Below are 17915 nucleotides of genomic sequence, written 5' to 3' on the forward strand. Positions count from 1 at the left end.
TCTCAAGGGCCGGGCGGCGCTGCGGCTCAGGCGGCGGCGGTCGTGCGGTTGAGGGCGATCACGGGGATACGCCGGCTGGTCTTGGCCGCGTACTCCGCGAAGCCGGGCGCCTGCGCCACCATCCGGGCGTAGAGCTGGTCGCGCTCCTCGCCCTCCACGAACTCCGCCTGCACCACGAACGCCTCCGTCCCGACCTCGGCCGTCGCCTCGGGGGTGGCGCGCAGGTTGTGATACCACGCCGGGTGGTGGTCCGCGCCGCCGTTGGAGGCGATGACGACGTAGCGGTCGCCGTCCGGCACGTACATGACCGGCGACGTCGTCTGCTTGCCGCTCCTGGCTCCGGTGGTGGTGAGCAGCACCAGCGGTGAGCCCTCGAACATGCCGCCGACGCGGCCCTCGTTGGCGCGGAACTCCTCGATGATCTGCTGGTTGAAGTCGTTGGGCATCATCAGCTCCTCTAATCGGAGGAATCTCCGCTTCGGAGACTAATCGGAGGGCTCTCCGTTTGCAAGCTGTATGCTCCACACGTGCGCGGACGTCCTCTTCTGCCCGTCATCGGGCAGCCTCAGCAGGAACGGGCCGATGCCGCGCGAAACCGGCAGAAGATCATCGAGGTCGCCGCCAGAATGATCGCCGAGCACGGCGCCGACGACCTTTCGCTGGACGAGGTGGCCCGCGCGGCGGGTGTCGGCGTGGGCACCGTCTACCGGCGCTTCGGCGACCGGGCCGGGCTGATCTACGCGTTGATCGACGAGCGGGAGCGGCAGTTCCAGGCCGGCTTCTTCGGCGGGCCGCCGCCACTCGGTCCGGGGGCCCCGGCGGCCGACCGGATCACGGCGTTCCTGTACGCGCTGGTCGATCGCATCGTGGCGCAGCAGGGGCTGTTCCTGCTGCTGGAGAAGGGCGGGAAGGGCGACAAGTACAACGGGCCGTACAAGGTGCATCACATCCACCTCGCCACACTGCTCGCGCAGGCCTGCCCGCGGGCGGACGCCGCGTATCTGGCCGACGCCCTCCTCGCACCGGTCAACGCCTGCCTGATCGCCTTCCAGCGGGAACAGCGCGGCATGACGGTCGACGACATCAAGTCCGGCTTGGCCCACCTCGCCGCGGGCGTCATCACGTCCGCAGCCTGAACGCGGAGCCCGACTTCGCTACGCGCCCGCCGTTTTCGGCCGGGCCCTCCACGGCAGCCTGAACGTAGAGGCCGATTCCGCTACGCGCCCGCCGTTTCGGCCGCGCCCTCCACGCGGACGCCGAGGCGGTCGTCGCTGAGGCGGATCGTCAGCTCGGCGCCGGGGGCGACGTCCTTGGCCAGCCGCACCACGTCGCCGGACGGGTGCTGGACGATGGCGTAGCCGCGCTCCAGGGTGGCCGCGGGGGACAGGGCGACCAGGCGCGCGCGCAGGTGGGTGAGGTCGTCGGTGGCCCGGTCGAGTGAGCCCGACAACGACCGCCTGGTCCGGTCGCGCAGCGCCTCGACCTGCTCGGCCCGGCGCTCCAGCTCGCGCACCGGATCGGCCAGCGAAGGGCGGGACCGGACCGACGTCAGCCAGGACATCTCCCGGTCGAGCCAGCCGCTCACCACCCTGCGGCCCCGGTCGCGGAGCTGGCGGACCAGCGTGAGCTGCTCGCCGACGTCGGGCACGATCTTCTTGGCGGCGTCGGTGGGCGTGGACGCCCGCACGTCGGCCACCAGGTCGAGCAGCGGGCTGTCCTGCTCGTGGCCGATCGCGCTCACCACGGGAGTGCGGCAGGCGGCCACGGAGCGCACGAGCGTCTCGTCGGAGAACGGCAGCAGATCCTCCAGGGAGCCGCCGCCCCGGGCGATGACGATCACGTCGACGTCGCCGTCGGCGTCGAGCTTGCGCAGCGCCTCGGTCACCTCGCCCACCGCGTAGGGCCCCTGGACGGCCACCGCCTCCACCTTGAACCGCACGGCGGGCCAGCGCCTGCGGGAGTTTTCCAGCACGTCGCGCTCGGCCGCTGAGTCACGGCCGCAGATGAGCCCGACCGTGCCGGGGAGGAACGGCAGCCGCCGCTTACGGTCCGCGTTGAACAGCCCCTCGGTGGCCAGCAGTTGCCTGAGCCGCTCCAGACGGGCCAGCAGCTCGCCCACGCCCACGGGGCGGATCTCCATCGCGGTGAAGGCGAACGAGCCCCTGTTGACCCAGAAGTCCGGCTTGACGTGCACCACGACCCTGGCGCCGTCGGCCGGCCGGGGCACGGCCGCCTCATAGACGCCACGCGGGGCGGTGACCCTGGCTGACACGTTGGCGACCGGGTCGCGCAGGGTCAGGAACACCGTGCCGCCACGAGCGCTCAGATCCGTGATCTGGCCTTCGACCCAGATCGTGCCGAGTCTGCCGATCCAGCCGCCCACCATCTGCAGGACCGTGCGGATCGGCAGGGGAGACTCGGGCGTGGTCTTCTCGGTCATGGCGGAAGACTACGGGCTCGGTGTGACTATTCCCCCGCCTGCAGCTTGGCCAGGCGGTTCTCGAACATGCGGATGACCTCCGCCCGGTCCGTCGTCGTCCGCTCGTAGGCGAGGAAGTCCGTGATCTGCTCGGCGGTCTTGCCCCGCATCCTGGCGCGCAGGGAGGCGACCGTGAGCTGGGAGTAGCCGGGGAGCGGCTCGATCAGGTTCACGGGGGTGCTCGCGACCGGCTCGGGCGCTGCCTTGGGCTCGGGCGCCTTCACGGGCTCGGGGGCGGGCTCGGGCTCGGGGGCGGCGACGGGCTCCTTCGCGACCGCGGGCTCGTCGGCCTTGGGGGCGGCGACGGGCTTCTCGGCGACGACGGGCTCGGCTGTGGCCTTGGCGGTCTTCTTGGGCGCGGCCTTGGCCCTGGCCTTCGGCGCCGCCTTCGGTACGGCCTTCGGCTCAGCGGTGGCCTCCGGCTCAACCACGACCGGCTCGGCGACGACCGGCTCAGCGGCCTTCGACTCGGCCACGACCGGCTCAGCGGCGACCGGCTGAGTGGCCTTCGGCTCGACGACGGTGGGCTCGGCGGCGGAAGGTCCGGCCGTGGCGGGCTTCTGCGCGGCGGGCTTGGTCTCCGGCTCGACTGCGGCCGGGGCTTCAGGCTCGGTGGTGGTGGTGGCGGCGGTCGCCGAGTCGGTCTTGCTCGCGGGAGTGAAGATGACCGGGTCCGGCTTGGACTTGGCGACGCCGTTAGGCTCGGCCGTACCGGGGCGCGGAGCGAAGATCACCGGCTCCTTGCGAGCGGGCTTCTCCTCCTCGTCCTTCTTCTCCGCAGCCGGCGGGACGGCCACCTGATCGGCGGCCGAGGGCCGCGAATCGTAGTCCTCTTCGCGCTCCTCCTTGGTGCCCATCCCCTTGATCGAGTTCTTCACCCGGTCCACGACGAGCAGCGCCTGTCCTGCGGCGTTGAGCGTGGTCTGGATGACGAAGAGCGGAAGGTCTTTGGCCTTCTCCTTCATCTCGTCCTTGTTGGTAACAGTTTTAGCGATGTTGCGTATCACGTCGCTAAGGGACATGACGTCTCCCTGGGAGGTCAGTATTGGACGGCCAGTCTGGCAAACCGCGGGCTACCACGCACGCGCGGGCCTGACGGCCGCTCCACGTAGCATAGAAAGTATGGAGCCCCAGACCCCCACTTCCCGCCGAGTCCTCGTAGCCAAGCCACGGGGCTACTGTGCCGGAGTCGATCGAGCCGTGGTAGCGGTCGAGAAGGCTCTGGAGCAGTACGGTGCGCCGATCTACGTACGAAAGCAGATCGTCCACAACACGCACGTCGTCAAGACACTCGAAGCCAGGGGCGCCATCTTCGTCGAGGAGACCGAGGAGGTGCCCGAGGGGGAGATCGTGGTGTTCTCCGCCCACGGAGTCTCTCCCGCCGTCCACGACGAGGCCCGTCAGCGCGGGTTGCGCACGATCGACGCTACCTGCCCGCTGGTCACCAAGGTGCACAATGAGGCGAAGAGGTTCGCCGGTCAAGACTACGACATCCTCCTGATCGGCCATGAAGGCCATGAGGAGGTCGAGGGCACCTCCGGTGAGGCGCCCGAGCACATCCAGCTCGTCGACGGGCTCGACTCGGTCGACAAGGTGGTGGTGAAGGACTCGGGCAAGCTGGTGTGGTTGTCGCAGACCACGCTCTCGGTCGACGAGACCACCGAGACGGTCGCCCGGCTCAAGGAACGTTTTCCCACGCTGATCGACCCGCCGAGCGACGACATCTGCTACGCCACCCAGAACCGGCAGGTGGCGGTCAAGGAGATCGCCGCCGAGTCCCAGCTCGTCATCGTGGTCGGCTCCGAGAACTCCTCCAACTCCAAGCGGCTGGTCGAGGTCGCCAAGGACTACGGCGCCCAGGCCTCCTACCTGGTCGACAGCGCCGACCACATCCAGGACGAGTGGCTGGAGGGCGTCACCACGGTGGGCTTGACCAGCGGCGCGTCGGTCCCGGAGGAGCTCGTCGAGGAGGTGCTGGCGCGGCTGGCCGGACACGGGTTCGGCGACGTGACGGAGGTCGAGTCGGTGCAGGAGAGCATGCGCTTCGCCCTGCCCCACGAGCTGCGCAAGAACCTGCGGGTGGTTTAGTCCGCGCCCTACGGGCTGCGCAAGAACCTGCGGGTGGTTTAGTCCGCGCCCTACGGGCTGCGCAAGAAGTTGCGGGCGGGTCAGTCCCCGCCCTACGGGCTGCGCAAGAAGTTGCGGGCGGGTCAGTGCCCGCCCCACGGGCTGCGCGAGCACCTGCGGGCGGGTCAGTCCTCGCTGCGCGGGGTGCCGTAGACCTTGGGCTCGAAGTAGCCCTCGGGCTCGGGCGCGAACGGCTGGCGCGGGCGCGGCACCTCCGCGCCCGCCTTCAGCTCCATCCGGAGCTCGCGTACGTTGTCGCGCAGCCCGCGCCGCCACGCCACCCCCAGCACGATGGCCGAGCCCGCGAACAACCACGGTGCCCCCTGCGTCAGCGACGTGTAGAGCCCCAGCGCCAGTGACTGCACGATCGACACCGAGCCGAACGCCCGCCCGAGCTCCACGAAGAGCGTGGCGCAGAAGAACACCAGCGGCGGCGTCACCACCAGCGACAGCAGCTCGCGCCGGTTGACCAGGAGCGCGCCGAGCAGGCTGGAGAGCACGAAGGCGGCCCCCACGACGAGCTGGACGTCGAGCAGGGCCGTCAGCACGTAGCCGGCCAGGGTGGCCACCAGGGCGAGCGCGATGGCGCCGCGAGCGGTCAGCCTGACGGCCGAGCGCCTGCCTTTCTCACCCACTGACCAACCCCCCGTTTACTGTGACCCGTTGGCCAACTTACCGTTCGCGTGCGAAATGAGAGATGTGGTTTCGAGGAGTTCAGGCGAGGCCAGGGGCCTGGGCAGCGTTTCGAGCATCTCCGGCGCGTCGAGCTCGCCGTCGACAACACCCAGATCGTTAAGTTTGCGTGCGGTGACCAGAACGCGGCTTTCGAGCGATCCGACCGACTTGTTGTACGCCTCCACCGACCGCGTCAGCGCCTTGCCCAGCGACTCGACGTTCCGGCCCAGGGACGACAGCCGCTCGTACAGCTCCTTGCCCAGCTCGAACACGGCCTGCGCGTTCTCGCTCAGCGCGGCCTGCTGCCAGGCGTAGTGCGCGGTGCGCAACATCGTGATCAGCGTCGTCGGCGTGGCGATGTGCACCCGCCGCGTCATGGCGTACTCCAGCATGCCCGGATCGCGTTCGAGGGCCGGCGCCAGGAACGCCTCACCGGGGATGAACAGCACCACGAACTCCGGCGACGGGTTGAACCCCTGCCAGTAGGCCTTGGCCGCGAGCCGGTCGACGTGCTCGCGCACGTGCCTGGCGTGCGCGTCGAGCCGGACCGTGGCCAGCGACTCGTCGGACGCCTCCGCGGCCTCCAGGTAGGCCGCCAGCGAGACCTTGGAGTCGACCACGATGTTCTTGCCGCCGGCCAGCCGCACCACCATGTCGGGGCGCATGGCGCCCTCGGTGACCTGCTCGTCGAAGTCGCAGTGACGCTGCATGCCGGCGATCTCGGCGACCCTGCGCAGTTGCAGCTCGCCCCACCGGCCGCGCGCCTCCGGCCGTTGCAGGGCCCGGACGAGGGCGGTGGTCTGGGCGCGGAGCTCCTGGTGGCTCTGCCGGACGAAGTCCATCTGCTGGGCCAGCTCCGCCCGCGCCGCGCGCTGGCCCGACTCGGTGTCGCGTAGTTGCGTCTCGACCCGCGTCAGCGCGTCCTTCAGCGGCTCCACCAGGTGCTCGACGGCCTGTCTGCGCTGGTCGAGATCTCCGGTGGCCTCCGCGCGGCTGGCCGCCAGCCTGGTCTCGGCCAGCTCCAGGAAACGCACGTTGTTGACGTCGAGCGCGCGGGTGGACAGCGCCTGGAAGCGCTCGGTGAGCTGCCCTTCGACGTAGACCAGCTTCTCGGCGGCCGATCTGGCCCTGGCGTCGGACTCGGCCACCCGCACCGCCGCCCGGGTCCTGGCCACCAGGAACCCGATGAGCAGCCCGATGGCGAGACCGATGAGAAGCGAGACGACGTCCACTCCATCGATCATTGCAGGACACCGGGCGCGCTTTCTCTCCGACACGCCTGGGTTCGCCGCCTGGGGCCCACACCGTGACCGGTCCGGACGTCCTCAGCAAGTAAACTCACTGTCCGTGAGTCTCTCCATTGGCATCGTCGGCCTGCCCAACGTCGGTAAGTCCACGCTTTTCAACGCGCTGACCAAGACGGGCAACGCGCTCGCGGCGAATTACCCGTTCGCCACCATCGAGCCCAACGTGGGCATCGTCGGCGTGCCGGACGACCGCCTGCCCAAGCTGGCCGAGATCTTCGACTCGGCCCGCATCCTGCCCGCCAAGGTCGAGTTCGTCGACATCGCCGGCCTGGTCAAGGGGGCGTCGGAGGGACAGGGCCGGGGCAACCAGTTCCTCGCCAACATCCGCGACACCGACGCGATCTGCCAGGTGATCCGGGTCTTCAACGACCCCGACGTCACGCACGTGGACGGCGAGATCTCGCCCAAGCGCGACATCGAGACCATCAACACCGAGTTGATCATGGCCGACCTGCAGACGGTCGAGAAGGCCGTGCCGCGCCTGCAGAAGGAGGCGCGCAACAACAAGGACAAGAAGGCCACCCTGGAGGCCGCGGAGGCCGCCCTGGCCGTCCTGGAGACCGGCAAGACGGTCTTCGAGAGCGGCCTCGACCGCGAGGGGCTGCGCGAGCTGCACCTGCTGACGGCCAAGCCGTTCCTGTACGTCTTCAACCTCGACTCCGACGAGCTGACCGACACCGCGCTCAGGGAGCAGCTCTCCGCGCTGGTCGCCCCCGCCGAGGCCGTCTTCCTCGACGCCAAGATCGAGTCCGAGCTCGTCGAGCTCGACGAGGAGGAGGCGCTGGAGCTGCTGCAGTCGGTCGGCCAGGAGGAGTCGGGCCTGCGTCAGCTCGCCAGGGTCGGTTTCGAGACGCTCGGCCTGCAGACCTACCTGACGGCCGGGCCGAAGGAGACCAGGGCCTGGACGATCCCCAAGGGCGCCACCGCGCCCGAGGCGGCCGGCGTGATCCACACCGACTTCCAGCGCGGCTTCATCAAGGCCGAGGTCGTCTCCTTCGAGGAGCTGGTCGAGATCGGCTCCATCGCCAAGGCGCGCTCGGTGGGCAAGGCCCGCATCGAGGGCAAGGACTACGTCATGCGCGACGGCGACGTGGTCGAGTTCCGCTTCAACGTGTGAGCTGCTCTATCAGTCCGCCGAACAACGACGTGGCGGGCGCCTGGCCGGCGGGTCGAGCCGGAGCATGAGTGAAGTGGATCAGCTTGCTGTCCCACGTGCCGCCCTCGCAGATCGCCTTCCCGTTGCCCACCGGGACGACCTTCCCGCCGTCTTCGGTGCATTCGTCGTCGGTGACCCAGGCGGGGACGGCGGCGGCGGGGACGGCGGCGGGGACGGCGGGCGCGGCGGCGGCCGGCTGGGTGCCGGCGAGCGTCCAGGCGGTGAGCAGGGCGGCCGACGCTAGTTGTCGCATGTCATAGATCCCATCACATAGAGCCAACTATGGTTACGCTAGGTTACCGATGGTGGACGGGGGCTTAGCCCGCTCGAAGCGCCGCAGGCCCCGGAATCGGTCGGACGTCTGATGCCGGGACAACTGATGCGTCAACCACTTTGGGCCCCCGCGCGTCGAATCGTCACGGCGTTCACGCTGACTCGGGAGGCCCCTCATGATCCGCCGCATCATCCGGAAACGACGCCCGGCGCCCACGCTCACGGGCATCAGCCTGGAGGAGGAGCTGGCTCTGATCAGGGTCGAGCTCATGTACGGCCTGCGCGTCAACCGCGAGGCGTACCTCCGCAGGAAGGTCGACGAGCGCGACGAGATGACGACGCGCATGGGGTCGAGAGAGCCCGCCGACATGCTGGCCGATCTGCGCGGGTCCCTGGAGCGCGCGGTGGAGCCGACGGTCGTGGATCTGCACAGCCGCCGCAAGGCGCGCACCGTCCAGGATCCGGAGCCCGCCTGACGAGACCCGCCGCCGCGCGCGACCCATGCCGAATGCGCAGGTCACGGGGGAGTCCATGCCTATTTTGGACAGGAATCCGTGGCCGCCACGCTATGCGATTTTAGGCGTTTGTCCTGGTCAAAAGGGTATTCCAACGGGCAATGACAAGAATCGGCACTGTCGCCAGTCATGCGCCCCCGGTTTGCCGTGGGGAACCGTCATGCCGCAGCATGGGCGTGGCTTTCCTAGAAGAATGGCGGAGACCGGATAGGGTGACTACTTCACCGCGGATGATGGGGATCGGGATCGGCAACGGACGACACCGCGCCGGCCGGGGGGATCGGCGCGAGCGGAGGCGTGATGGCTCGTAGGTCTACCGTCCAGCACGATCCTCGGATCACTGGCGAGCCCGAGCTTTCCGCACGCTTCGACACAGCGGACTTCGACGCGCCGCCGCCTCGCAGGCCCCGGCGCGGTGGCTGGTCGGGCGGCGGCGGACGGTGGCTGGTGTGGACCGGCCGCATCATTCTCTGGGCGCTTATTCTGGTTATCGTGGTGAATGGGGTTCGTGCGCCATTTGAGCGGTTTACCCAGCAAGATGCGGTTGTGCCCAACAGTGTCGCGCAGGTGAACAGCGGATTCCCGACTGAGCGGGGCATGGCTTTCGCCGCCCAGTTCGCCGGGGTCTATCTCAACTTCAACCCGCAGGACGCGGCCAGCAGGTCACGCAAGCTGGCCGCCTTCCTGCCCGACGACACCGACCCGCAGTGGGGCTGGGACGGCTACGGCCAACTGGCGGCGGTCGCCATCCAGCCGTACGACCTTCAGGCGGCCGACGCGCACAACGCGGTGATCAGCGTGGCCTTCCAGTCCGGCCCGCGCAGGCTGATGTTGTCGGTGCCGATCTACTACTCCGGCGACGACGCCGGCGGGAGGTTCGCCGTGGCGGGCCGTCCCGCGGTGCTGCCCGCCCCGGCGCCGGCCGAGCTGCCCCAGGTGGCCGGACCCGAGACCGACGACGTGGCGGCCGCCGAGCTCAAGTCCCAGCTGAAGGGGTTCTTCCAGGATTACGCGTCCGGCAACGCCTCCGGCCTCCAGCGCTACGTCGCCGCCGGCAAGAGCCTGCCGAGTTTCGGCGACGCCTTCACCTTTTCGGAGCTGAAAGATGTCGTGGTGCCTGTGGGGGGTACCACTCGAGAGATCCAGGCGGTCGTGGTGTGGTCCGTGCCCAACGGCGACGCCCCGCCCACTCCCAACGCCACCGATCCGGCGGCGGTGGGGGGAAAACTGGAACAGGCCTATCGCCTGACCGTCGAGAAGCAGGGCGACAAGTGGTTCGTCGCTGACATCCGCGGCGCCGGCCGGGTCGTTGGATAGACGCGCGGCCGCGCTGCTGATCGGACCCCCCGGGAGGACAAACAGTGACCTTGAAGACCGTAGTGCTCACCTTGATCGAAATGACGCCGACACCGACGTCCACCGGGATTGACACCGGAGGACTCGCGGACTTCCTGCGAGCCTTCTTCGCCCCGTTGTTCCTCGTTGTCGTCTCCGTGGTCGCGCTCTTCTTCCTCTTCACCCGGGAGATCACGCGATTCGTGCAGTTCCTGATCCTGGCCGTGGCCATCGGAGTGATCTTCTACGTTCCCAACATCATCGAGGTGACGGCGAAGGCGATCGCGGGCGCACTGGGCATCAAGTAAGGGTTGAGACCGTCGCGTGGCGGTGATGTACGAGCGGGTGGAGAGGAGGACCGCGTGGACCTGCCCACGTATACGAACATCTGGCGCATCGAGAAACGGCTCTACAAGCTGTACGACCTACGACTGCCGATGCCGCTGCCCATCGTCTGGATCGGCGTCTTCGTCGGGGTGTTCGTGCCGTGGTCACTCCTGCTGGTCCTGGTGGGCGTGCCGGTGGAGATGCCGTGGCACGTGCTGTTCCTGGTGCCGCCGGGCATCGTGACGTGGCTGTCGACCCGCCCCGTCATCGAGGGCAAGCGGCTCACCGAGCTACTGGAGTCACATCTTCGTTACCTGGGTCAGCCGAGAGCCTGGTATCGCCTCTCGCCGACGGCCGAGTCCGAGACGATCACGTTCTCCGGCCGTGTCTGGCGCACCACTCCTGCCCGGGCCAAGTCGAAGGCCCCGCGCAAGAGCCGCGAGCCGCAACGACGTCGCGAGGGCCAGCGGATCGCCGGGCCCCGGCAGGTGCGCCCCGCCGTGGCCGCCGCCGCGGCAGCCGCAGCGCAGGCTCCCGTCGCCGAGCCGGCGCCCGCGCGCTGGGGCACCCGCCGCGGCGCTGCGCCCGCTCTCAGGGCTCAGGTCCGCCAAGGAGCCCCCGTAGCCGGGGGTGGGCCTGTGCAGCGCGAGGAGACGCCCTCAGGCGGCTCAGGACGGCGTACGGGTGCGCCGGGAGCGCCTCTGACCCGCACGCCGCCGACAGAGCCTGCTGAGCCCGTCGCGCACGAGCAGAGCACGCCACAAGCCGCCACGCCACGAGCGGGTGGTGCCGCACGAGCGGGAAGCGCCCGTGTGCCCGCTGCTGCGGAATCCGCCACCCATGAGCCCGCCGAGATGCCGGGCCGGGGAGCCGCGGCCGTGGCGCCGGGTCGCGAGGCGGGGGAGCAGCCCGGCCGGAAGGATGCCGGACGGGTGCGAGACCGCGAGGTCGCCAGGTGGGCGCAGGACGTACCGGCGCCGGAGGGTGAACGCGAGGCGGCCGGTGGGGTCAAGCGTGAGCGCGAGGCGGCCGGTGGGGTCGCGGATGAGCGTGAGGCGGCCGGTGAGGCGGAGGCCGGGCGGGGCACGGTCGTGCCGATCAGGGCGGCGGAGGGTCGCAGGGCCGCCGCCGGCAAGCCGATCGACACCGAGGCGCTGCGGCGGCTGAGGAGGCTCGCGGCCAGTGCCGACGGGCCCGCTGACGCGCGAGACGACATGCCCGCGGACTCCACGACGGGCGCGGAAGCGGAAGGTCCGCGGCGGGAGGACGAGGTCGCCAGGAATCAGCACCGGAAGGGGCAGCCGCCGAGGCTGGGTCCCGCGCTGGTGCTGTCCGGCACACAACGGGTCTGGCCGCCGATCAACCCGGACGGCAAGCCCCTGCCCCGGGCCAGCGCCTCCAGCACCGACCGCCACGAGGCCGCGCGCCCCGACCGGCGCGGCGCCGCCGGCAACGATCGCCACGGCGCCTCCGGTGCCGACCGGCGTGGCGCGGCCGGGGTCGATCGGCACGGCGTGTCCGGTGCTGATCAGCGTGGCGCCGACGGTGTCGATCGGCATGACGCTGCCGGTGCTGAGCGGCAGGGTGTCGATGCCGCCGAACAGGCGGGCGCCGGTGGTGGCCGGAAGGGCGTTGCGGGTGCCGACCGGCACGACGCCGCGCCGGCCGCGCACAACACGACCGCGGACCCCGGTGACGCCGGCACACAGCCGCCCGCTCCGGCGGGCGACGTGCCCGGCAGGTCGCCCGCCGCGACTGACACACCAGACCGGCAAGGCGCGGCCGGCGGTGGTGCCCGGGTGGAGCCGGGTGAGGCCGGTGGGATGGTCACTCCCGTGCCCGTCCCCAGACCGGGCGAGGGCCGGGTACGCAGGGTCGAGTCCGTGGTCGGCCGGGACTCCGGCGGTTGGCGGCGGATCGCCCAGGTGGTGGTCGGCGGAGGCGGCGTCCGTACGGACGGGTCCGAGATCGACGAGGCCAGGGCGCGGGGCGTGTTCGGCGGCAGCCGCCGGATCGTCGTCCTCGGCTGCACCGGCGGCGCCGGTCAGAGCACCACCGCCCTCATGCTCGGCCACACCTTCGCCCAATACCGCGACGACAGGGTCGTGGCCGTCGACGCCAACAGCGGCGGCAGCACCCTGACGAGCAAGATCCAGCCGGAGACGCCCGAAACTCTCACCTCGCTGCTGTCCGGGCTGGACCGCGTCAGTGGGTACCTCACCATGCGTGGCTACACCACCCGCACGGCCTCGGGGCTGGAGGTGATCAGCGCGGACACGGACGCGGGCGCGGAGCAGCGGCTGGCGGACCGGTCGTTCTTCTCCGACCATCGCCTGGGCGAGTCCATGAGGCTGCTCGACCGCCACTACAAGCTGGCCGTCATCGACCCGGCCGCCGCGCTGGCCGCGCGGATCCTGCCGTACGCGGACCAGCTCGTGCTGGTGGTGCCGGCGAGTGAGGAGGCGTCAGAGGCGGTGGCGATGACGTACGAGTGGCTCGACGGGCACGGCTGCGCGGAGCTGCGCAGGCGGGCGGTCATGGTGGTCAACGGCGTGAGCAGGCGCTCGATGGCCGACGTCGAGCAGGCGGAGTCGGTGGCCAGCGGCAGGTGCCGGGCCATCGTCAGGGTCCCCTGGGAGGACGATCTGGCGCCCGACGGCGCGGAGGTCGTCGATCCGGGGCAGTTGCGCGCGGCCGGGCGGCGGGCCTATCTCGCCCTCGCCGGCGTCGTGGTCGCGGGTTTCGCGGCACAGGCACGGACCGTCCGACCGAGCGAAGAGGAGTTGGCGAGTGACCCCCCGGGCACGAGAATCGGTGAGCGCTAAGTGAGCAAGCGAGCAGGTCTGGCCCGTTCATGCGCCGAGGGGGCGGCATGAGCAGGGCGTCCCGAGCGCACCAGCGTCTCGCGGTCCGCTATTTCGACGACCGCATCCTGCTCACCGACACCTGCGCATGGGCGTACTTCCGCCTTCCGACGGTCAGCTACGAGTTCGTCACGCCTGAGGAACGCGAGGCGCTGGCCACCAACATCACGATCGCGCTGGCCGCGATCAGGATGCCCGACGCCGAGGTCCACCTGCGGGTCGCCCATCGCACCTACCCCGCAGCCGAGTGGGCCATGGCGCTGAACGCCACGTCCGACGAGGGGTCTGGCTGGCGCGACTACCTGGAGGAGATGTACCGCCACGTCTGGGCCAAGGACTTCTGGTCCAAGGAGGTCTACCTCGGCGTGCGGCTCGGCCCGCGCGGCAAGCAGCTCGGCAGCGGCGTGCTCGCCCAGCTCCTCGGCTTCTACCAGAAGACCGAGAAGGCGCTCGGGATGGACGACGACCACGTTCAGGACAGCGAGATCGGGCGGTGGACCGAGCAGGCCGAACGCCTGGGCCGGGCGCTCGCGTCGAGCGCCCTCTACGCCCGTCACGCCACCTCCGTCGAGGTGGCGTGGCTGTTCCAGCACGCGACCTCGGGCGCGCTCGGCGACCCGCCGCGCTCGGCCAGCTCCAAGCGGCGCTGGGGCAGGGGCGAGATCGAGTCGCTGGTCGAGGGGGAGATCCACAACGGCAGGTCGCTGTTGCGCATCGTGCAGCCGCAGGGTGACAGCTACGTCGCCCATCTGTCGTTCGCCCGTTTCCCGGACCTGATGCCGTTCCCCGACGGCGAGCCGTGGCTGCACTTCTCCGACCAGCTCCCGTTCCCGGTGGAGGTCTCCTCGCGCATGCGGCTGATCCCGCCGGTCAAGGCCTCCAAGGACGTCGCGCGCAAGCTGGCGCACGCCCGCGACATGGACCACCACATCCGCGAGGCCGGCGCGGAGGCGCCGCTGGCGCTGGCCGAGCAGATCGACGCGGCCCGGATGCTGGAGCACGGCATCACCAAGGAGCGGCTGCCCTTCGTGTACGGCTGGCACCGCCTCATCGTGTCGGCCCCCACCGAGGAGATCTGCGTGCAGCGTGTCGAGGCGGTCGTCGAGCACTACCGCGACATGGGCATCGACGTGGTCAACTCGACCGGCGACCAGTTCTCGTTGTTCTGCGAGGCGCTGCCGGGCGAGAAGGTACGCGTCAAGGCCTACGCCCAGCGCCAGCCGCTGCGGACGATCGCGGGCGGCATGGCCACGGCCACCGTCGACCTCGGTGACCGGCTGGACGACGGCAGCGAGGGCTGGCTCGGCCCGTACATCGGCGAGACCGTCGGCAGGGCCCGCAGCATCGTGCACTTCGACCCGCTGCTCGCGGCCTCCCGCAACCGGCCGACCGCCATCGCGATCACCGGCGAGCCCGGCGGGGGCAAGACCACGCTGGCGCTGCTGATGATCTATCAGATGGCGCTGCGCGGGGTGACGGTCGCGGTGATCGACCCGAAGGGCGACGCCGAGTCGCTCGTGCAGCTCCTGGAGAAGCGCGGGCGCAAGGCCAGGATCATCCCGCTCGGTTCGGCGGCGCCGGGGCTGCTGGACCCGTTCTCGTTCGGCGACGACATCGCCGCCAAGAAGACCATGGCCACCGAGACGCTGCGGTTGTTGCTGCCCCGCATGTCGGAGGAGCGCGAGTCGGCGATGATCCAGGCCGTCGCCGCGGTGTCCAACGCCTCCGACCCCTCGCTCGGCAAGGTCGTCGACTTCCTGGAGCGGGCCGACGACGCCGCCTCGAAGAACCTCGGCGCGGTGCTGCGCTCCATGTCGGAGATGCACCTGGCCACGCTCTGCTTCGACCCCTCGGGCGGCGACCAGATCGACAGCGAGGGCTGGACGACCGTGTTCACGCTGGGCGGGCTGACGCTGCCCGACGTGGCGACGACCAGGGACGACTACTCCTACGAGCAGCGGTTGTCGGTGGCGCTGCTCTACCTGGTCTCCCAGTTCGCGCGCAGGCTGATGAACGGCCTCGACCGGCGCGCGCCCAAGGCGATCTTCCTGGACGAGGCGTGGGCGATCACCTCCACGCCCGAGGGGGCCAAGCTGGTGCCTGAGGTCAGCAGGATGGGCCGCTCCCGCAACACCGCCCTCGTGCTGGTCTCGCAGAACGCGGGCGACCTCCTGAACGAGCAGGTGACCAACTGTTTGTCGTCGGTCTTCGCGTTCAGGTCCACCGAACGGGTGGAGGTGGACCACGTCATGTCGCTGCTCGGGGTGGAGCCGTCCGAAGAGCACAAGGCCGTGCTGCGCTCGCTGGGAAACGGCGAATGCGTATTCCGAGATCTGGATGGCAGAGCCGGGCGTATCGGAGTAGACCTGATCTCCGAGGAACTTCTCCGGTGGCTCGACACGAATCCGACACACGACAAACCGGATGGCGCCGGGCATGATGATCTTCAAGGGGGCGTGGGCCGAGCGCAGCAGGAGGTACGGTCATGAAGATCCGGCTATCTCGACGACTCGCGCTGTCTCTCGCGCTCGTCACCGGCATGCTCGTGGTGCCCATCGTGGTGGGCGGGTTGTCCACCCCGGTCGCCGCGGCCCCCTGTGACCTGTCGGGCGCCCTCGCGCCCGAGGTGATCGGCGGCGGCACCGACGGCATGATCCAGCCGCCGATCCCCGAGGGCGGCCCGCAGACCCCGAGCACCAACTACGGCCAGTTCGGCATGAGCGGCCAGTTCTGGCACACCCACGAGCTGGGCTGCTCCGACTACGTCGCCGTGCTCGGCAACATGTGGGCCAACGGCATCTTCACCGCGGCCAAGGCCGTCGACAGGCTGACGATCACCACCTACCAGGCCGCGGCGACCGAAGGACCGCTCCAGTCGATCAAAGACGTGGTCGACGACATCATCACGAACCTGTCCAACGCCATGTACTGGCCCTACCTGCGCCCGATCGTGATCCTCGGCGCGATCTGGCTGGCCTGGTACGGGCTGATCCGCAAGCGCGCCACCACGACCGCCGAAGGCGTCATCTGGATGGTCCTCGCGGTCACCGTGGCGGTGTGGTTCTTCAGCCGGCCGGGCGACTTCACCGGGCTGGGCAAGGTCGTGACGGACAAGACCGGCGAGGTCGTCAACTCCGCCTTCTCCGGCCTGCCCGGCGCCGGCGGCGCGTCCTGCCTGCCACCGCCGGGCGAGGCGAGCCCGCAGCTCAAGGCCGGCGGCTATGGCCAGGTCGGCACGCCGGGAGTCGAGCAGAACGCCGACGCGCTGTGGTCCACGCTGGTCTGCAAGCCGTGGCTGGTGGGCATGTTCGGCACCGCCGACCCGCAGCAGCCCATCGTGCGCGACTTCGGCCGCAAGATGCTGGAGATCCAGTCGATCCAACCGGCCGTGGCGGGGCAGCCGGCGCCCGACATCGGCGCCCACCAGTCGGAGTACGCCTCGCTGGCCGACAAGCTCAGGAACGACCCCCGCTACACCGTCTTCTCCGGCCGCGACTGGTCCAACCGGCTCGGCGTGGCGGTCGGCGCGTTCATCGCGGCCCTGGTGGCGGGCACGCTCATCTTCCTGGTGGCGGTCTCGCTGCTGGTGCTGAAGGTGGGCTTCCTGCTGCTGCTCATCCTCGGCCCGATCTTCCTGCTGATCGGCGTGCATCCGGGCAGCGGGCGGATCGTCGCCATGCGCTGGGTGGAGATGCTCATCGGCACCCTGCTCAGACAGGCCGTGCTGACGATCGTGCTCAGCGTTCTCGTGTACGGCTACGCGCTGATCATCTCCACGGCCATGCCATGGGGGCTGCAGGTGCTGTTCATGGCCCTGCTGACGATCGCGGTGTTCTTCTACCGCAGGCCGTTCCAGCATCTGTTCGCCTCGATGAGCGGCCACACGGTCGCCACCCGCATGCTGGGCGAGGCCGCGAGCTCGTCCGTGCTCGAACGGTCGGCGGGCGCGCTGCCGCCGGTCGCCTCGGCCCGGATCGGCCGGTGGGGCCTGCGCAAGGCCGAGCCGCTCATCAGGGCGGCCGGCGTGGCCAACCCGGCGGGCGCGGCGGCGACCGCGGCGGCCACCGGGCAGGCCCGGGTACGCGCCGAGGAAGGCGAGACCGGCTCGGCCGGCACCCGGGTCCCGGCCACGGCGGCACCCCTCGACACCGACCAGCAGGGCGGCAGGACCGGAAGCCGGGCGCCGCTCGAACCGCGCCGGGGCACCGCGCCGCCGCTCAACCTGAGCGGCGCGCCCACCCGCACGCGTGGCGCCGCGGGCGGCGCCAGGACCGCGGGCGCGGCGGGTGCTGCGGGCGCGGCCGGGGCGGCCGCGGCCGCAGCCGGTTCGTCCGGTTCCTCCGGTTCCTCCGGTGGGTCCGGTGGGTCCGGTGGCTGGTTCGGCGGCCGGTCCGGCGGTGGCTGGGCCTCGCGCGGCGGCACGCGGAGCGCCTCGGCCGGGCCGCGCGGATCGAGGTTCGGCGGCTCCCGATCGGGTGGCTCGCAGGCGCGCGGCTCCGGTGGCGGGCTGTTCGGCGGTGGCTCAGGCGGCTCGGGCGGTGGCTCGGGTGGCTCCGGCGGTGGGCTGTTCGGCGGCTCGGGCGGCGGGTCCAGATCCGGCTCGGGCTCCAGGTCCGGCGGCGGGTCGCGGTCGGGCGGCGGATCCGGTGGAAGGTCCGGCGGGTCCGGCGGCGGGTCGAGGCCCTCCGGCGGCGGCTCGTCGGGCCCCCGGATCTTCGGCTCCGACGACTCCTCCTCCCGCACCTCGGAGGCGCCACCGCTCTGGCTGCGCAGCAGCGGCAACGGCGGCGGCTCCGGAGGTGACAGCCCCTCTGTGCCGTTCTGGCTCAAGCCGAACAACCCCGACAAGGACTGAAC

15 protein-coding genes are annotated in these 17915 nt (G+C 70.6%); 9 read left to right on the plus strand and 6 right to left on the minus strand.

Going from position 1 to position 17915, the window contains the following annotated elements:
* Positions 1-26: 26 nt before the first annotated feature.
* Complete coding sequence (locus tag ACWD0F_RS14555) at positions 27-449, minus strand: nitroreductase family deazaflavin-dependent oxidoreductase (RefSeq protein WP_449875413.1); 423 nt, start codon at positions 447-449, stop codon at positions 27-29.
* Positions 450-527: 78 nt separating this feature from the next.
* Here ACWD0F_RS14555 and ACWD0F_RS14560 point away from each other — a divergent pair, with 78 nt between their 5' ends.
* On the plus strand, positions 528-1136 hold the full coding sequence (locus ACWD0F_RS14560) for a TetR/AcrR family transcriptional regulator (RefSeq protein WP_449875415.1): 609 nt from the start codon (positions 528-530) through the stop codon (positions 1134-1136).
* Between the two features lie 80 nt (positions 1137-1216).
* Here ACWD0F_RS14560 and xseA read toward each other — a convergent pair whose 3' ends face one another.
* Both xseA and ACWD0F_RS14570 read right to left on the minus strand, forming a co-directional pair.
* Complete coding sequence (gene xseA, locus ACWD0F_RS14565; RefSeq protein WP_449875417.1) at positions 1217-2440, minus strand: exodeoxyribonuclease VII large subunit; 1224 nt, start codon at positions 2438-2440, stop codon at positions 1217-1219.
* A gap of 26 nt (positions 2441-2466) precedes the next feature.
* The gene (locus ACWD0F_RS14570; protein ID WP_449875419.1) at positions 2467-3501 is read right to left on the minus strand and encodes a hypothetical protein; all 1035 of its coding nucleotides are present in this window, start codon (positions 3499-3501) and stop codon (positions 2467-2469) included.
* Between the two features lie 100 nt (positions 3502-3601).
* Here ACWD0F_RS14570 and ACWD0F_RS14575 point away from each other — a divergent pair, with 100 nt between their 5' ends.
* The gene (locus ACWD0F_RS14575; protein WP_449875421.1) at positions 3602-4567 is read left to right on the plus strand and encodes a 4-hydroxy-3-methylbut-2-enyl diphosphate reductase; all 966 of its coding nucleotides are present in this window, start codon (positions 3602-3604) and stop codon (positions 4565-4567) included.
* A 164-nt stretch (positions 4568-4731) separates the two neighbouring features.
* On the opposite strand, the gene ACWD0F_RS14580 is transcribed toward ACWD0F_RS14575, so the two are convergent.
* Both ACWD0F_RS14580 and ACWD0F_RS14585 read right to left on the minus strand, forming a co-directional pair.
* A complete protein-coding gene (locus tag ACWD0F_RS14580; RefSeq protein WP_449875423.1) occupies positions 4732-5241 on the minus strand; it encodes a DUF6542 domain-containing protein in 510 nt (169 codons plus the stop codon).
* A gap of 15 nt (positions 5242-5256) precedes the next feature.
* Positions 5257-6525, minus strand: coding sequence for a DNA recombination protein RmuC (locus ACWD0F_RS14585; protein WP_449875425.1), 1269 nt, complete (start codon positions 6523-6525; stop codon positions 5257-5259).
* Positions 6526-6628: 103 nt separating this feature from the next.
* On the opposite strand from ACWD0F_RS14585, the gene ychF reads away from it, so the two are divergent.
* Positions 6629-7705: a redox-regulated ATPase YchF gene (ychF, locus tag ACWD0F_RS14590; protein WP_449875427.1), complete on the plus strand. Its 1077-nt coding sequence runs from the start codon at positions 6629-6631 to the stop codon at positions 7703-7705.
* Here ychF and ACWD0F_RS14595 read toward each other — a convergent pair.
* Positions 7695-7997 carry a hypothetical protein gene (locus ACWD0F_RS14595; protein WP_449875429.1) on the minus strand — a complete coding sequence of 101 codons (303 nt, stop codon included), beginning with the start codon at positions 7995-7997 and terminating at the stop codon, positions 7695-7697. The genes ychF and ACWD0F_RS14595 overlap by 11 nt on opposite strands.
* A gap of 196 nt (positions 7998-8193) precedes the next feature.
* Here ACWD0F_RS14595 and ACWD0F_RS14600 point away from each other — a divergent pair, with 196 nt between their 5' ends.
* The 6 genes from ACWD0F_RS14600 to ACWD0F_RS14625 all read left to right on the plus strand — a co-directional run bounded on the left by ACWD0F_RS14600 (position 8194) and on the right by ACWD0F_RS14625 (position 17913).
* Entirely contained in the window at positions 8194-8493 is a 300-nt protein-coding gene (locus ACWD0F_RS14600) for a hypothetical protein (protein ID WP_449875431.1), read from the plus strand.
* 636 nt (positions 8494-9129) lie between these two features.
* The gene (locus ACWD0F_RS14605) at positions 9130-9849 is read left to right on the plus strand and encodes a conjugal transfer protein (protein WP_449875433.1); all 720 of its coding nucleotides are present in this window, start codon (positions 9130-9132) and stop codon (positions 9847-9849) included.
* An 80-nt stretch (positions 9850-9929) separates the two neighbouring features.
* Positions 9930-10175, plus strand: a complete 246-nt coding sequence (locus ACWD0F_RS14610) for a hypothetical protein (RefSeq protein WP_223167281.1) — start codon at positions 9930-9932, stop codon at positions 10173-10175.
* A gap of 54 nt (positions 10176-10229) precedes the next feature.
* Positions 10230-13019, plus strand: coding sequence for a TcpE family conjugal transfer membrane protein (locus ACWD0F_RS14615; protein WP_449875436.1), 2790 nt, complete (start codon positions 10230-10232; stop codon positions 13017-13019).
* A 47-nt stretch (positions 13020-13066) separates the two neighbouring features.
* A complete protein-coding gene (locus ACWD0F_RS14620) occupies positions 13067-15547 on the plus strand; it encodes an ATP-binding protein (RefSeq protein WP_449875438.1) in 2481 nt (826 codons plus the stop codon).
* A complete protein-coding gene (locus ACWD0F_RS14625) occupies positions 15544-17913 on the plus strand; it encodes a type IV secretion system protein (protein ID WP_449875440.1) in 2370 nt (789 codons plus the stop codon). Before ACWD0F_RS14620 ends, ACWD0F_RS14625 begins: the two co-directional genes overlap by 4 nt.
* Positions 17914-17915: the final 2 nt, after the last annotated feature.

The sequence above is a fragment of the Nonomuraea sp. NPDC002799 genome, assembly GCF_053592075.1.

Bases quoted from the DNA above. Each gene is read 5' to 3' on its own strand.
- ACWD0F_RS14555 (WP_449875413.1), bottom strand. From the start codon at position 449: ATGATGCCCAACGACTTCAACCAGCAGATCATCGAGGAGTTCCGCGCC.
- ACWD0F_RS14575 (WP_449875421.1), top strand. From the start codon at position 3,602: ATGGAGCCCCAGACCCCCACTTCCCGCCGAGTCCTCGTAGCCAAGCCA.
- ACWD0F_RS14605 (WP_449875433.1), top strand. From the start codon at position 9,130: ATGGCTTTCGCCGCCCAGTTCGCCGGGGTCTATCTCAACTTCAACCCG.
- ACWD0F_RS14610 (WP_223167281.1), top strand. From the start codon at position 9,930: ATGACGCCGACACCGACGTCCACCGGGATTGACACCGGAGGACTCGCG.
- ACWD0F_RS14620 (WP_449875438.1), top strand. From the start codon at position 13,067: ATGAGCAGGGCGTCCCGAGCGCACCAGCGTCTCGCGGTCCGCTATTTC.
- ACWD0F_RS14595 (WP_449875429.1), bottom strand. From the start codon at position 7,997: ATGCGACAACTAGCGTCGGCCGCCCTGCTCACCGCCTGGACGCTCGCC.
- ACWD0F_RS14600 (WP_449875431.1), top strand. From the start codon at position 8,194: ATGATCCGCCGCATCATCCGGAAACGACGCCCGGCGCCCACGCTCACG.
- xseA (WP_449875417.1), bottom strand. From the start codon at position 2,440: ATGACCGAGAAGACCACGCCCGAGTCTCCCCTGCCGATCCGCACGGTC.
- ACWD0F_RS14570 (WP_449875419.1), bottom strand. From the start codon at position 3,501: ATGTCCCTTAGCGACGTGATACGCAACATCGCTAAAACTGTTACCAAC.
- ACWD0F_RS14625 (WP_449875440.1), top strand. From the start codon at position 15,544: ATGAAGATCCGGCTATCTCGACGACTCGCGCTGTCTCTCGCGCTCGTC.
- ACWD0F_RS14585 (WP_449875425.1), bottom strand. From the start codon at position 6,525: ATGATCGATGGAGTGGACGTCGTCTCGCTTCTCATCGGTCTCGCCATC.